Here is a 15,711-nt window from a genome sequence, read left to right on the forward strand (position 1 = left end):
TGGATGTGAGGGGGGTGAGGCTGGCACACAGAGAGCGACAACAGCGCTGTGAGTGTGGTTCGTTGTGTGATAAGCTTATAAACTCACTTCTTAACGTCATAAAAAATGAGTGCAATACAGAACAACACAGTAAAAGATTTCTTGGTCAAAGCTGAAGGCTTCATAGAACAAAACAAATATGCAGAAACAGTCGCTTATGCTACGGCGGGCTTAGAAATAATGCTTGATATAGCTAAAGACTTTTTTACTCCTCAATCTTTTAACTCAGAATCATCAAAATTAAAAGAATTGGATGAAATAACTATTTGCCATTGTTTTGATATTGATGTAGAGCAATATGTACGTTATAGAAAAATGTCGGGATATTTCAAAACCAACGCAATAGGTACACAACCTTATGAAGTAGGTTCTTCAAGATTTGGTATGAGAAAACATAATCTTGATAAGAAAGATGCGGAACTTTCATTAGAATACTGCACCAAAACTATAATAAATATTCAAGATACTTTAGAACGGTTCAAAAAACCCTTTGGTGAGGAATAATTAAAGTATTCCTATATCTTGATGTATAGAGGGTGGGACACAATTAGTTGTCTCCCCGGCAACTATCAGCCCAATTTCAGATATTAAAATTCTAAATAGAACAGTTCTTGCAACACTTCTTTTTTAGTACGGGGTACTGAAAAACTCCACTCACTAAGAAGTTCATCATAAGAACCTCTAAGCTCAATTCGATAAATGCGTTCTTCCTCATTATTAGTAACTTTGGGTCTATAAAAAACTACAATGGTTGTATTATTATCCAAAAAATATCTTTTCCTTGTCATAATTTACCTCAATATAAAAATCTGCTATAAATCTATATTTCTAATACTTTGTAAGCCTATTTTTTAACATAACACATAAAGTGTTTACATACCATATTAACCATACTGCAAAGGTTACAAGCTCTAGGCGGGGAAATATCCCTTTCCCCGCCTAGAGCCTGTAATGCACCTCTCTACACTCTCAATTCATCAGTATCTAGTGCCATCCTCTTGATTAATTGAAGCCCTGCCAGACAATCACCTATCGCTCTGTGATTCCCATTAGGCAGTTTTGGGTAGGTATAACTGTTATGGTATTTATTCCAATTACCGTACCATTCAGCAGCTATCAACATCAAACATTTGAGATTAAATTTCAACTTAGGCAAGTTATGAAGCTTGCAGCAATAATCAAGGATACTCATATCAAAACCCGCATTGTAAATCAGCACTTGATTGCTTTTACAAACCTCTACAATTTGCGGGTATATCTCAGGGAATGTTGGAGCATTGGCAACCATATCATCGGTTATGCCGTGAATGCTTGCAGCTTTAGCAGGTATGGTCAATGTGGGTTTAACCAGAGTGTTTAACAGGGGTTCGCCAGTGTTTGAGATTATCGCTATCTCTACAATTTCAGCATTGTATAAACCCGTTGTTTCCGTGTCTAATATCGCCCAATTATCGAGAGTGAGTTGTTTTCTTGCCCACCTTACCGCTCTCACTCTGTCTAGCTCGATAAAACCTTCTAATTGAAGCAAACTGTCTGACATTTACTTAACTCCTAGTTAATGGGTTTTCAATGGTTGTAAGGTTTATATCAGGATATAACAGTTTCCTGATGTATCAAAACTCGCATCTGAAATTAAACCCCTCTCACCTTTATCTTTCATATATAAAGTCAGGTCGGGTTTTTCTTTTCTATCTAGATGATAACGATTACCTAAATAAAGTAACCATTCTTTTGCGGTGTGCGGTTCATTTTCGTTGAATATAACCGCTTTAAAATCGCTCTTTTTCTTCATAACAATCACCTATTTTTAAGCAATCAAAGTACCGCATATCTGTTCACCCTGTAAGAAAGGTGTCACAGTCAAGGCAAAAGATACACTCATAATTGTGTCATCATGCTTACCGCTTGCAGCCTCTAACTTCGCACCAACACGGCGATAACTCAACATTTCTTCAATCAATACTGAGTTTTCAGGGTAGATAAATTGTCTCTTTTCTAAAGCTAAATTCAGTGTACCTACCATAGTAATTTTTGTATCTCTAGTTGTCTTGATGTCGCGAAACTCAGTGCCATAATGTGCTTTACTTAACTCTTCTAAATAAATCCTACCTACCCCGCCAGTTGTCTCAATTCCTACAACAGTAGGCTGATAAAACTCAATCAACTTAGAGATTTGATATATGTGGGCTTGACTGGTTTCTTGCCGTCTTCTGTAGAGGTGAACCAACGAATAAACATTGTTTTTCACATCGTATTTAACAACAGAAAAGACGGTGTAATCACTTCCCATAGTGGATGTGTCTAACCCGCAATAATACTCGATATAAGGCTCTTTAACGTCCTCATAAGCACCTATCGCGTTCTCTCTAATCAGTTCTATGTTGAAGACTGAAACCGCACTATCAACGAACTTCAAATCATACTCTCTCAGCACAGTTTCCATGTCTGTGCCGTCCTGTTTTAATCTGTAGTCTAGATAGTTAGGTATTGATTTATAAACCGGGTGTGCGCTCCAATGAACAATTAACTTGAGCGTCCCCTGTGAATCCTCAAACCAATACAACCCCGGCACTTCATTGTATAAATCTCCGGCGGCTACTCTATTACAAATCTCTTCAATATCTCTCCCTTCGTTGTTTTCGTTCACCTTATCCCAGTACCATCCTGACTTGGCAGATGGTGTCGAGATTACAAGCTTTGTTATCGCATCCCCTGACATCGCAGAGGACGGGCTAGACGCTGCATAAATCTGTTCTATGTTCTCTGAGAATGCAGCCTCGTCAAACAAAAAATCCATCACTGAATCAATCGAGCGAGAGCCTTCTGGTGATGAATTTTTGTAATAAATATCGCCTAACCCTTTGAGTTTTAAATAACCTACGTTGTCATTGACGGGGGTGATGTACTCACTCAATCCCATTAACATCTGTTTGGTGCGACGGCTGATTGCACTTACATCATTCTGATTTCTTAAGAAGGCGATCGCGCTGTAAGCAGGGTTTAAACTTGCACGGTGTAAGAACTTTGAAGCAATAAGCTGTGTGAGTCCTAACTGTCGAGATTTAACACAAACGATGTTGTTGTGTTCATCCATCAAATCGCTAATAATTTCTTGATAGCGGTAGGGGTTGAATTGAGTCATCGCCCCACCACTTCTAATTGTGGTGAGGCGTACAAAGTCAACCCATTTCTTAGGTACTGTTTTCAAGTTTGAAGCTTGAAAATATTTACTGACTTGTGATTGATTTGGTTTTACTCTAAACATTCTCGGCAGGGGGTAAATTGAATGTCAATCCCATCGCTTCAACAGTCTTAATCGCTTGCGCTTGATTAACCATCAAGTTAATTGCAGAGGTTCTGTCAAGTGCATCAAGTGCTATCGAGTAATTTCTCATTGTGTCTTTCGGCATATCTGGCGCTACCCCATCAATGATTTTTTGTTGCGCTTGCATTGTGATTCTCGCTTGATTCAGAAATACTTTTAAGGTGATTTTCTGTAGCAGTTCGAGAGCAATTTCAGGGTTGGTTAAATCAACTTTATACTGTGAAAAGTCGATGTCAATTAAGTTATTAGGGACTGGTTCTAACTCTGTATCGAACTGAGTTTCATTTTCTGGAAAGGGTATGCTAAAAGCTGAAAGGTGCATTCTGAGAACTTTTTCAGAAACCTTACAGCCTTTAGAGTTTAAGAACTTGAGGACGGCGACAGGTTCGATTTGATTCTGAATCATTTCGTTTATCTTGTCGCCTAGTCCTGCTTTACATACCTTACATCCGCATCCTATCGCTTCCACAATGGTTAACCGATTAGTTGTTGTACTCCAATATTCTAGCAACTAATTCATCCATAGTTTTACGGTAGTATTTACCGTTGTGGGCGATGTTGTCAAACCCTCCCACAATCCCCATCTGTTCAAGTTCTGCACTCTGTTCTTTGCACTTATCGGTGTAGGCTTTAACCGTTGTACTAGCCATGTTTTTGTTGTATAAACGCAGGTTGATTCTGTTAATTAACCCGTAGTTTGGAACTGCTAAATCTTCAACATTCTCACCGTTGAAAATTTGTCTGTTGTAGTGCATGATGGTTTCAACAATTTGAGCAACTTTATCTTTCACGCTTTCTTTACTGGTTGACTCATCACTTGCAGATTGTTGACTGACAGGTTGTTGAGTAATGGGTTGTTGAGTAGCGGGTTGTTGATTAACGGGTTGCTGACTTGAAACATTCACACCTTTGTCAACAAACTTTTTGTTAACTGACAGGTATTCAATCAGTGCTAAAACCGCTTTAGTCACACTCTTTTTAGCTTCAAAGAATTCAACATACTTCATGTTGTTTTCAAAGCTCATACCTTCAATAAATTCATCAAGGTTGAATCCTTCATCGACTGTTTGAATCGTTGTTTCAATCACTGGTGCGGTTTCCATTTTTCCTAATCCGTTAATGTTGGTTGGGACGTTGATATTGATAGGGTTGATAAAGTTTCCTTCATCGTAGCGCTCGATATATTTGATGGTTTCGTTCACGTTATCGTGTGCGAGTGCTAACTGAACATAGGTTAAACTTGCTTTGCTGTTGAATCCTTTCTGTCTGAGAATGTTTTTCAAAGCGCAAGCATAAAATGCACGTCCTTTGTGTGGTGAACCGTTGGGTTTTGCAAGATTTCCATCATCATCAAAGGCTTCAACAGTTGACAATAAATTGCCGAAAATCTCAGTGTATTTGTTTCTAAATTGTTTTTGAAACTTAAGCTGATATTTGTTGATGTCGGTGGGGATTTGTTGCACAGAATCGAATTTAAGGTAACGCGCTTGAGCATCAACAATCAGTTGTGCGGGTGCGAGTGTAGGACGTGCATAGAAAGCTTCAACATCGTCTTTATTGTGCTTTTTTAGCACTCCCTTAAACCCGATTACATAATCATCTAACGCCACCATTTGACGCTCGATGTCAAGGTTTAATCCTTTGTGGTGATACTTAGGCTGATTCTGTTCACCAGCACGTAAACCCGTTAAATTGACGATACCGCAAGCAATAACGAGAGGGTTTTCAGAGGTGAGGCATTCAACCGACTTCAGAACAATTTCTTTGATGTCGCACTTAGGAACATCAACGGTTCTAAGTTCACCATCAGCATCAAAACCATCACGAGCGCGTGAAGTCTTGAGCCGTTTTTTGTCTAGCGCACCCTTCTGTTCATCGGTTAGAGAAAGCATTGACGCTGCACAATGCTGTGTGTGTGTACCTTTGTTTTTTGTGGTGATGGTTTCGTTTAGTTCAGGCAGTGAGTGAGTGAAGTTTTGAAAGTGTCTTTTAAACTCAGTCAAGTTGCTGCTAACTGTGTTGACGGTGTATTCGGCTGATAACTCTTCTAACAATTCATTGCAAGCTTGGCTGACTTCTAACTTGGTAGAGAGCGCACTGACGCGGGTAAAGAATTCTTGAGCTTGAGTGATGATTTTCTTGCTGATGGTCATTGCCTGTGTCTCCTGTCTTTGCTGGTGATGTCTCTATTATCCGTATTATTATCCATAATAGCAAGGGTAATATTATAGATATTTCTGATGGTACTTGGCAAAAATGCCACATTCTGCTTATGGATGCGGTCGGAACCTGTGGGGGAGTTCCGATCGCTTGCAGTGTCAGGGCGTCTTACCCTTCATAATTGCCGTCCGTAGGGCTTCTAGCGCTTCTACAGCAGTGTCTAAGGCATCGCTGGCAGTATCCATCAACACTTGGTCTTCATCGGTCAAATGACTAGCTCCCCACGGGTTGCTGATATGTTTTTCAGCCCTGACTTTTGCCCCTACTATCAAGGCGATACAGGTTGCGAGTTCATCGGCAACGGGTAGCTCATATTCGTAGGGATGGTCATATTCCTTGCTCATCTGTTTGTCTCCTTAATGTGTAGTCGGTCGGTTTACTCAAGCCCCCCTCTCACCAGCAACGCGCTTGAGTGTCGCGTCAAACCGTCTTCTATCAAGCGATTCATCATTTCCCAGTCTGTTAACCCTTGCTGACTCGCTAGCTCTGCCACTAGCGGGGCGATCGCCTCTGAAATGATGAACTGCCTGCTAGACCGAGGTGGCTTTAGTCAGTCAAGCCCCGTGATGTTGATGGTGTCGGGGTCTGGTAGGGTTGCCACCAAGTCACTGCCTAAATAGCTGGTGATGAACTCTCGCACAGCTTCAACCTTGAACCCGCCACCTGTGAGAAAGACGCGCTCTCCCTTTCTCAAAATTTGCTTTACATCTCGCAACAGTTCTCGAACGCCGATGATTTCACGGCTCCAAGCTTCTAGACCGCTCTTGAGGCGATCGCCTAAGTCCCTTGTGTTGTCACCGAGTACAATTTCGGCGCTGTACTCTCCTGACTCCGACACCGTGCTAGATTCGAGCGCGTCTTTGAGTCTGCTGAAGTGGTAAATATTGCCCCCAGTGTCGCCTTTCGATGCCTCTTTAGCGAAAAACTCAGTGATGGAGACAACACCCGCACCCGATACGCTGTTTTGATTTGATGCACGGGGGACGCCGTTCTGATTGGAATAGGGAGTGTGAGTGAGAGTGCCACCGCCCAAGTCCAAAACATGAAAGCGAACATCTTTACCACCGCTTTGTTTGATTATCTTTTTAGCAGCTACAGCAGCGCCGTACCCTTCGGGGTAAAGGTTGTAGGAAACAACGTTAACCTCAAATAACCGTTCATTGAATTCAAACTTGAGGTTTGAGAAAGCCTTCTCAATCTCTTTTTTGCGGTGTGAGGATAGCGACAACAAAGCGAGTTTGAGGTCAATTTTGATGATGCCGTTGCCCTTGCCTGCTTTCTTGATGCGCTTGAATAAAAACGATGCGTGTGTGCATAATGCCCCGACAATCCACACATTCAACAGCTTAATTTTGTTGTCATTTGCGAACCCTTCCTCAAAGGTTCCTCCCGACAGTGAGAGCGCTGATTCTCCCACTGCATAGCCGTTATCGCCTATCTTGAACACTCCGAGGTAGCCTGTGGGGAGTTCAGTCGTTTTGTTGAATTGACGGCACACAGACTGATAGGAACCTGTTTCTTTTTCGAGATAGTATTTAGTCCGAGAGCTACCGCCGTCAAGGATGAGTTCTGGCACTGTGACAGTTTTGGGCTTTTTGGGTGTGGGGGCGGTGGCGATGGTGTCGGGTGTGGATGCGGTGGCGGTGGCGATGGTGGCGTTGTTTTCGATGGTTGTGAGGTTCATTTTGGTTAACCAGTGTATACACTGGGAGATTTGAGGGTTGACGTTAAAGGGTTTACGTGAGAAAAAATCAAGCGGTGTGAAGCCTATCTTGACAGTTGAATTTGTAGCGGGGCGGGGAGGTCAAACTATTAGGATTGTGTGGTTTACTCCGGCAACTCCGGCAATTCCGGCTAGGGGTACTATGTCCAAAACCGGAGTCAAAACCGGAGTTTGCCGGAGTTTTAAAACCTTTACACGGTAAGGGTTTCAATTGATGAGTTCCGGCTGCCCGGAGTGTACCCGGAGTTAACCGGAGTTACAACCGGAGTGAAATGTTTGTGAGTTTGTAGGGGGTTTTATTAATAGAAACTTGTGGTTTTTTCACATTAATTTAAGCCCCCTGCCTGATTTCAGAGTGTATACACTAGACAAACTCGCGACCGCAATCAGGTTTTTTGCACTTGTAGCGCTGCACTCGCTCAGTCGATGTTTTTAAAAAACCGTTCTTTCGGCTTTCCGTCCCGCACTCTGGACAATCGGGGGTTTTCTTACCAACTGTCACAGTGGGGGCGTCGGTCGGTTCATCGGTGTCGATCGCCTCGGTCGGAGCGGTTGCCTCGGTCGGTTGGATGATGTCGCTCCACACATAATCCCCAAACTCAGGGAGTATCATGAAAAACCCTTTCTTGTTAGGTTCCAACACTAGAGCGAACCGATAGGCAGAGGAGTCAGTGTGGTCTAACCCGTCTTCATCATTTTTTGCTGCACAGTAGTCAACTAAGGCATCACCGACTTTCATCAGGTTTGACCGTTCAGACTCACTCAAGTGACTATTAGCGATGGCGTCGCGGTAATTGTCCCCGATGTGCAGGCAGATAAAATTGTTCATGTCGGAGCGGTCAAACCCTCCTTTGAGGTTGCGTACATTGGCGTTCTGCCCTGTGATGATTAACCCACTGTTTTTGTGTGAGGACTGTTTGAGAACGGCTTTTAAATCGCTTGCTGATTTGGGGTTCTCATCCAAAGTTGTGTCAATCTCATCAAACCAAGCTAGATAAAGCGAGTCTGACGGGGTTGATTGCATCTTGATTTGATAATCTTTCAAACCTTGCACAGAGTCACTGTGTGAGCGTCCTTTTGCGGGTATGGTGCGGTAATTTTTCACACTCTCAAACATCGGGTCATAGAAATCACAAGTGCCTAAAGTTTGAGCAAGAATCGCACAAATTAGATTCTCAGCAGTTGGTGATTTTCCGCTTTCACTACCCCCTGTAATTCTCACCCGTCTCCAATTCTTAACAGTTTGAAAGAACTTGTCAGCAGTCCGCACCCCACGGGGTAATTCATTTTTTAGCTTGACAATGCGACGGTGATTAACTGTTAGAGTCAGGTGTGAGAATTGACGATTGAATTCCCATGTGGGTTTTGTGCCGTGCAGCGCGTTACAGAATGCAGCCGTCTGTGCTAACGAATCATCAGCATTGATTTCAGGTTCATCTAGACCGGGGTTACGACGGATTGAGTAAATGATTTTGATACCTGTTTCTGTTTCTTGCCAGTCGAGAGCATCAAGTAAAACTCTGTAGCGGTTGTAGTAGTACATTGAAACAGAATTACCCATTCTTGCTGGTGTGAAATCACCAGAGAACTGTAAAGGTTTTTTGGTTTCTTCCAACATTGCAAGCGCTTGTTGCAGTTCGGATTGAGTAACCTCTAATTTCCGCACTGCGAGTTTAGCAGTTTCAATGTTTTCATTTACATCATTGATGTAATTGGTTTTGTGATTGTCGATTATCCCTGTGAACTCTTGAATGATGGACTGTAAATCGTCCTTTCTTTTCTGTTGTGCAGCCGTGATTTCATGGTTAGCAAGTTTTACAAGTGATTCCAATTCCTCCTCATATTGTGCAAAAGGTACAGCGTCCGTAGTGATTACTGTCAGGTGATTAATTACCACCGATTGTGCTTTACATCTCAACTCAATGCACTGCACTATCATCAACTCTTGCAATTTAAGACCTTCATCAATCAAATCACCCATATCAACAACCGAGTTATAAGCTGTAATTTTGTCGGTGAATCGCTCTTTTTTGGCTTCAATTTCGAGCTTGATTTCATCCAGTTCAGCTTGACACTCAGGATAATTTCGCCAGAGTGCATCAACGTGACAGACACATTTTCTCATTGCCACTTGATAACAGTCCTCAACAATGGTATGTGCTGCACTGTTCTTTGATTCAGTGAAGTTATTTAACGCTTCTTGAATCGCTTGCTGACAAGTTCTCAACTCTGCCATCTGTTCAGCAGAGTCAAGTTTCAAAGCTTCAATATCTTCATTAAGCTTGACAATTTGGTCAATCAATTCTGACTTTTCATCAGTAATCTTGATGAGTTTTCTGTTGAGTCTGTCGGTATCGTCTCTATGAACTCCCTCAAGTTTTTCGACTTCATCCAACACATCTCGCATCGAATGACGTGTGGTAATAAATGAAATGATACTCGCACTCATTAAGTAGCTAGCAGCCGACTTAAACGGTTTAAATTGTTTGATGGGTACGAATAGAACGATTGCAGAACCTACCGCCAAAACAACGGTAATGATTTGATATTTCAGGCTGATTTTTTGAACTTTAGAGCTAGACATAGGTTTGAGATTTGTTGTTAATTGGATGGTGGATTTAGTAGATGCACGGGTGATTATTGATTGATTGGTGTATAGATAATTTCAACGTTTTCAGATGATTGATATTGGTCTAGAAGCAATCGCATCGGTAGGGTTAAGATGATAGTACCGATTACAGCCGAACCGATTAGAGCGATTACCTTGTTGTTTTTAGGATTTGACATTGTTTTACTTTGGGTATTTTTGACAGATATGTAGTGGGTACACCCTCGGTCTTTTTAGTTGTTGATACTCTCGACTAGATACTTTTGAGTAATCATTTGAGTCTGAACTTCAACGGCTCGAATCTCAGCCTCTCGTTTCGCTTCATTGGCTTCAATCCTGCGGGTTAGCTGCGTTGTTTCTTTCTGCATACCCGTTAGTTTGATGCTCTCCTGATTGAGTTTTTCACCCGATTGTTCACGCTTCACGATATCGGTTTCAAGCTCGATATTCTGACGGTCAAACCTGACAATCTCTTGCTGAACTTTCACGCCTTCAGTTGCAGCTTTAATGACCGATGCTTGCGCTTTGTGATATGCCTGTTTGGTCTTTCCAACTTCAGACACATAATTGAAACCAGCCTGATAGAGTTTTTGAGCGCGTGTTGCACCCGCATAGTTTTCAAGCCCTGCGGTTAACTGTTCCTCTGTCGCTGTTGTCGCGATATTAGGGTTTAAAAAGTTGGTTGGAATCATCCCATTGAAATCGAGTTCAGGAATCGCTAGACCGCCATAAACATCAGTTTCCTTGACGATTTCAGAACGCTGTTGCCCCGCCCCGTAGTTGGTGGCGGTTGCCTGTTGAGCGTCAATAGCAGCACCAGCGACTTGGGCGCGTCCTGATGTGATTGCACCCGCCACCGCCCCGATACCACCTGTGACTGCTGCGATACCACCTGTGACGCCTTGAACGTTATTAGTGATGGAGTTGCGAGTTTGGGCGATCGTCTGTGCGGTGGTGTTGAGACTGGATGCGGTAGCCTGTGCAGCTTTCGTTGCTCTTTCTCCGAGGCTGGATTTAGGGGTTTTGGGGGTCTTTTCGGCTTTAGGCTTAGTCGGTCTAATCATCTGAGTTGCCTCTCGGTGGTGTACATCTTCAGTATACTCGTGATACGTGTACTTGCACCTAATCTACTTATGATACTTATGTATCAATCTCGTGTGTTTTGATAAGGGATTCTGATTGATATACTAATGACGCGAGTACAAATAACGTGTAATGATTGAGATGTCTAAGCAAATAGAGGGGACTAAAATGATTTTCAGACTTAAAGAAATGAGGACTATGAGAGAGCTATCACAGAATCAATTAGCTGTAAAAATCAACATGAGTCCTACCAATCTCCAACGCTATGAACAAGGCAGAGTGAGGTCAATTCCTTTCGAGACATTAGAGTCATTTTGTGAAGCTTTAGACTGTGAACCCGGCGATTTGATAGTTAGAGTTAAGAAAGATGAAGCGACAACAGCATAAGCAATTCCTGAACAAAAATCATATATAAAAAACACTCAAACCTTTATTCTTGAGTGTTCTATGATGTTGAATTTTTAGTAAACAGTTGATAGCGGGGCGATCGACTTCAAACACCGCCCCGCACTGTGCTATGTTGTAATCAGAAAGAGAGAGAGTCTTACCAATGAAAACACCAAAATTCACCGCGATAAAATCAATCATTTTATCGCAACAATACCCGATTATTGAGAATCAAAATGAGCGCAAAAGTCATCATTTTTCTAAGACCTTCTAACACTTGCCCTCCAGATTGTGAGTGTCAGAAACGAAACCCACAAAGACTTGAATCGTTAGCAAAACATCTCGCACATTACGTCAAAGAAAGGGAGCTTGAAGACACTTCAAAAGTTTCTGTGGTGCGGGGTTCAGCGATTTATTTAAACCCTCCAAAACACTAAAAAACCGCTTACTATCTAGCAAGCGGTTTGGGGGTTTAGGATTATTTTATCTTTGAAGGTGAGAGAACGCCAATTCTCTCACCTTGCCTCTTTACCGTTGTGCTTTCATTTCAACGGTTTAGTCACTCAAACAAAACGAAAAACAATGAATTCGACATCAAGTATTTATGTTAATCTGGAAAATCCAGACTGTCAAGCCACCTCGACAGAAGATTATACAAAGTGTGAAACCTCTCACTTAGATTCTCACTTAATGTTAGCACATAGTGAGAAATCGCAACAGGTTTTAACCAAAAAAACCCTCTCTAAATCACCTGCTAGCAGTCCGAAAGGTCGCAAGGGTGTATCGGGTGACAAAGGTGGTAAAGGTGGCTACAGAGGTCAAAAAACGGCTGTTGCTGGTGATGGTGGGTTTGAGTTCAGATACCCGTTAAACTCTCAGGCATTTGACCAAAACAAGTTTTTGACTGCCAGAGGTGAAATGTTTGGTTCTTACACTGATGAAAGACAAATCACGATCCCACTGGTGATTGACACTGAGTTTACAACAGAAGCCTCTGAGAACTACCAACAGAAAGGTAGAACGCTAATTACCACACAAATCAAAGGCATCCACAAAGATGCACCTGCGATAATGTACGCACATCATCCAGTAGTTAACAAAGGACGTGTTGAAGCGGGGTTAGAACCGTGTTTGATACCTTCGACATTGTTTGATGTGGCAGACTATTTGAGAGATGTGGGAGGGTGTGAGGTATCGGTAAGGGAAGCTAATTCTACTCTTCTTTTTCTGAAAGAGTTACCTAGATGTAATGTTGTTTTGTATGCACACTTTGCCACCGCCGAAATCAATTTAATTTCAAGAGGTAGCTTAAAAACCTACATCAAACAACTACAAAGAAGCAAGGGTGAAGACCAAATTTTATCAGGAAGACGCTTATATTGTCAGTCATCCTATGATGGTAAAAAACTAGACACCGTAAGCTTAAAGCACATCATCACAATTGATGATGTTGAGTTTGAATTGTGTTTGAAAATTGTTGATACGGGTGCTTTGCATGGTATCGCTTCTTATGCAGATATTGCTGCTGCTGTAGGTCACGAACTACCATACAAAAAAGTTTTCACTGATGATGAAAAAGGGCGGATGCTAGTAATGGCAGAAAAGAGATCGCTTGACTTTGAGAATTATGCTTTGGGTGATTTAGACGTGTATGAAATACTTGAAAAGTATGATATACAATGGCGAAAAGTCTATGAAATTTTGGATTTTTCCGATTACTATCGAGAACCTAAATTGACAATTGGTGGCAGTGTTAAAGACCTGTTTGAAGCTTCACTCGCTTATTATTTTCAACTAGAACCTAAAAACTGGGTAGATGAATTTAAAGAGATTGTTAAAAAGTTTATTCAGCCGGGTAGTGCGGATAAACTGCGAAACAATACCAACTTTACAAGTGCTTTATTAAGTAAAGTTGAAGGTGGAAGATGTCGAAATAATCGCCCTATTGAGATGTCTGTCAAAAACCTGTTTAAAACAGAGGAAACTCAATTAACTCGCAAGCGTCAACTTATAGAAAAGTTACGTTATTACGGTTGTATTCTTTGCGACATCGACATTTCAAGTTGTTACGGTGAAGGGCAACGCAACCAAGATTATCCTATTGGAGAACCTGAAATTTTCCACTATAAACACTCAGATAATAATGAGTGTGTAACATTGCGAGAATGGTTGAATTCTTACGGTGTTAAAACCGATACACTCATCAAATGTGCTGAGAATAAAGATGTTGAAGGTTGGAAAAACACCGAAAATTGGGGTGAGTTAGTACCCGGTTTATGGCACATGAGAGTTACTAACAAAAATAAACTTCTCTATCCTCAAGACCTTTTGGCTAGTTGGTTTATGGATACCTCACACGGTGTCGATATGCTTGCTAAAGCACTCAAAGAAATGAAGTGTGACACTGAAATGTTAACCACCGAAAATGTGAGTTTTGATGAAGATACAGGTAGTTTAAAAATCTTCAATTACGACATCAAAAACGGTGCTTTAACTCACGATGGTTTACAGTGGGTGTTAGCTGTTTGCAGTAAGAGACAACGCAATGAGTTACTAGACACTCTACTTGTTGATAGTAGTATGGTTTACCCTGCATCACGTCGAATTGATGTAGCCTATGGTAAAGAAGGATTGGAAAAACTAAAAAAAGGTAAATTGGAATGGAAAGGTAAAAACACAACACGACGCATTAAGAATGAAGATGGTACAGCCACGATACAGATGAATTTTCGAGAATATCATGGTTGGTTTTCAGTTAATTTAGGTGAGCTTTTAGTTGACAAGCTACTTGTTGAAAGGAAAAAAGCCAAGATTGAACACGGTGAAAAATCACCTCTAGATATACTCTTCAAACTGTGTGTTAATACACTTTATGGCGACATGGTTTCTAAGTTTTTCGTTACCAGTAATCCCACAGTTGGTAACAATATCACCGCAAGAGCAAGAGTGTTAGCTTGGTACATGGAAAAAGGTTTGCACGGTCATCAACCCATCACAGATGGGTGTGCATTTTGGTTGAATTGGGTGTTATTTCCAGGGCGTGACAACATTAATGGTGAGTGTGTGAACTTACACCGTGCAGACTCAAAACTCTCACAACGTATGATTAAAAGGGGATTTTTAGGTGGGGGTAAAATAGGTGGTCAATGGGTTGATTTGATTGTTGATGGTAAGAATGTCAATATTGAATCAATTGAATTGATTGATGGTAAACCTTTCTTAGAAATTGATGGTGAAAAAGTAGAATGTTGCCCCCGATGGGTTGACAGATTGAGTACAGGAGATACTGAGTTATCCGAAACTTTAAAGAAAGTGAAAAAACCTTATCTGGTTGATGAAAATGGTGTGACAATAGAAAACAGTCTCGAATGGATAAATGAGATGGCTATGAAACATCTACAAAACATTTTTCCTCTTGTGGATGTGTTGCACAAACCCTCAACAGCACTCTCTATTGACAAGAAAACTTTAGAAGTGAAACGATCGCCCCGTATCGGACAATTCAGTTTTGAAGTGAAAGATATCTATCACTCAGGTGCATTTCATGGCACGGCTAATTATGCCTTAGAAAACCCCAATGGGTTAGTTATTAAGGCAAGAGGTTATGAAACAAAGCGCGAACACATCGGAGTTGAGTTAGACTCTGAACAGGATGATGTTGAGTTTATGAAGTCTGACAGATACGGGATAAAAAACAACCCCGCCAAGGATTTTATGAAACAAATTCTCGACAATCCTGAAAGTATCACTCGACAAATCCCAGCTATTAAGCAGGGGATTTTAAAGGTGGGTGATTACAAAAATCACCCTGACAGACACGACTACTCGAAAATCGAACCGGGTGACAATATCAACAAAGTTCTGTTGATGCAAGAGTTTAGTTTATCTCAGTTCACTTTCCAGACTTATGAGCAATATATCAGTTGGAAAAAATTAATTGAGAAAGCTAAAGACAAACACAAACAAAGTCTAGAAGGTTTTTTCCTCAATGACGATAACACATTGAATTTACAGGCTATGTGTGAATGGGTAGACGGGGCGATTGCTAGCGGTGTGATGAACCCGTTTGATGAACTTAAAGACAAAAACCGCAACGATAGGAGGACTGAGAAAACTGTCAAGGCACAAGCTAAAAAGACTGAAACACGGGGAAAACAATTAAAGAGAGCGGTGGCGATTGACCATCCTCAGTTAGAAACCGTCACCAGCTTGAAAGCACAACTCAACAACCCGCCTGATTAAGGTTTCACAAAAAGCCTTGATATAAAGGGTTCACAATTTAAAACCCGCTACCATCCAACGGTGGCGGGTTTTCTGTCGTTTTAG

The 15,711-nt window shown here is 41.4% G+C and carries 13 protein-coding genes; 3 read left to right on the forward strand and 10 right to left on the reverse strand.

Annotated features, from left to right (window positions below):
* The first annotated feature begins 105 nt into the window (after window positions 1-105).
* Window positions 106-543, forward strand: a complete 438-nt coding sequence (locus QUB33_RS26840) for a hypothetical protein (RefSeq protein WP_333356795.1) — start codon at window positions 106-108, stop codon at window positions 541-543.
* Between the two features lie 83 nt (window positions 544-626).
* Here QUB33_RS26840 and QUB33_RS26845 read toward each other — a convergent pair whose 3' ends face one another.
* The 10 genes from QUB33_RS26845 to QUB33_RS26890 form a co-directional block, all read right to left on the reverse strand.
* Complete coding sequence (locus QUB33_RS26845) at window positions 627-806, reverse strand: hypothetical protein (protein WP_333356798.1); 180 nt, start codon at window positions 804-806, stop codon at window positions 627-629.
* A gap of 194 nt (window positions 807-1,000) precedes the next feature.
* Window positions 1,001-1,579: a 3'-5' exonuclease gene (locus QUB33_RS26850; protein ID WP_333356801.1), complete on the reverse strand. Its 579-nt coding sequence runs from the start codon at window positions 1,577-1,579 to the stop codon at window positions 1,001-1,003.
* Window positions 1,580-1,621: 42 nt separating this feature from the next.
* On the reverse strand, window positions 1,622-1,831 hold the full coding sequence (locus tag QUB33_RS26855) for a hypothetical protein (protein WP_333356803.1): 210 nt from the start codon (window positions 1,829-1,831) through the stop codon (window positions 1,622-1,624).
* Window positions 1,832-1,846: 15 nt separating this feature from the next.
* Window positions 1,847-3,304 (reverse strand): phage terminase large subunit family protein, encoded by a 1,458-nt coding sequence (locus QUB33_RS26860; protein WP_333356806.1) that lies wholly within the window; start codon window positions 3,302-3,304, stop codon window positions 1,847-1,849.
* On the reverse strand, window positions 3,297-3,770 hold the full coding sequence (locus QUB33_RS26865; protein ID WP_333356809.1) for a hypothetical protein: 474 nt from the start codon (window positions 3,768-3,770) through the stop codon (window positions 3,297-3,299). Before QUB33_RS26865 ends, QUB33_RS26860 begins: the two co-directional genes overlap by 8 nt.
* A 76-nt stretch (window positions 3,771-3,846) precedes the next feature.
* Window positions 3,847-5,517 (reverse strand): protelomerase family protein, encoded by a 1,671-nt coding sequence (locus tag QUB33_RS26870; RefSeq protein ID WP_333356812.1) that lies wholly within the window; start codon window positions 5,515-5,517, stop codon window positions 3,847-3,849.
* A 165-nt stretch (window positions 5,518-5,682) separates the two neighbouring features.
* A complete protein-coding gene (locus QUB33_RS26875; protein WP_333356815.1) occupies window positions 5,683-5,928 on the reverse strand; it encodes a hypothetical protein in 246 nt (81 codons plus the stop codon).
* A gap of 206 nt (window positions 5,929-6,134) precedes the next feature.
* Entirely contained in the window at window positions 6,135-7,268 is a 1,134-nt protein-coding gene (locus QUB33_RS26880) for a hypothetical protein (protein ID WP_333356818.1), read from the reverse strand.
* 403 nt (window positions 7,269-7,671) lie between these two features.
* Window positions 7,672-9,891 carry a hypothetical protein gene (locus QUB33_RS26885; RefSeq protein WP_333356821.1) on the reverse strand — a complete coding sequence of 740 codons (2,220 nt, stop codon included), beginning with the start codon at window positions 9,889-9,891 and terminating at the stop codon, window positions 7,672-7,674.
* A gap of 257 nt (window positions 9,892-10,148) precedes the next feature.
* Complete coding sequence (locus QUB33_RS26890; protein WP_333356824.1) at window positions 10,149-10,979, reverse strand: hypothetical protein; 831 nt, start codon at window positions 10,977-10,979, stop codon at window positions 10,149-10,151.
* Window positions 10,980-11,187: 208 nt separating this feature from the next.
* Here QUB33_RS26890 and QUB33_RS26895 point away from each other — a divergent pair, with 208 nt between their 5' ends.
* Together QUB33_RS26895 and QUB33_RS26900 are read left to right on the forward strand one after the other, a co-directional pair.
* Window positions 11,188-11,385, forward strand: a complete 198-nt coding sequence (locus tag QUB33_RS26895; protein WP_333356830.1) for a helix-turn-helix domain-containing protein — start codon at window positions 11,188-11,190, stop codon at window positions 11,383-11,385.
* 582 nt (window positions 11,386-11,967) lie between these two features.
* A complete protein-coding gene (locus tag QUB33_RS26900; RefSeq protein ID WP_333356827.1) occupies window positions 11,968-15,627 on the forward strand; it encodes a hypothetical protein in 3,660 nt (1,219 codons plus the stop codon).
* Window positions 15,628-15,711: the final 84 nt, after the last annotated feature.

It is taken from the genome of Microcoleus sp. B3-A4 (assembly GCF_036705385.1).
Taxonomy (GTDB): Bacteria; Cyanobacteriota; Cyanobacteriia; order Cyanobacteriales; family Microcoleaceae; genus Microcoleus.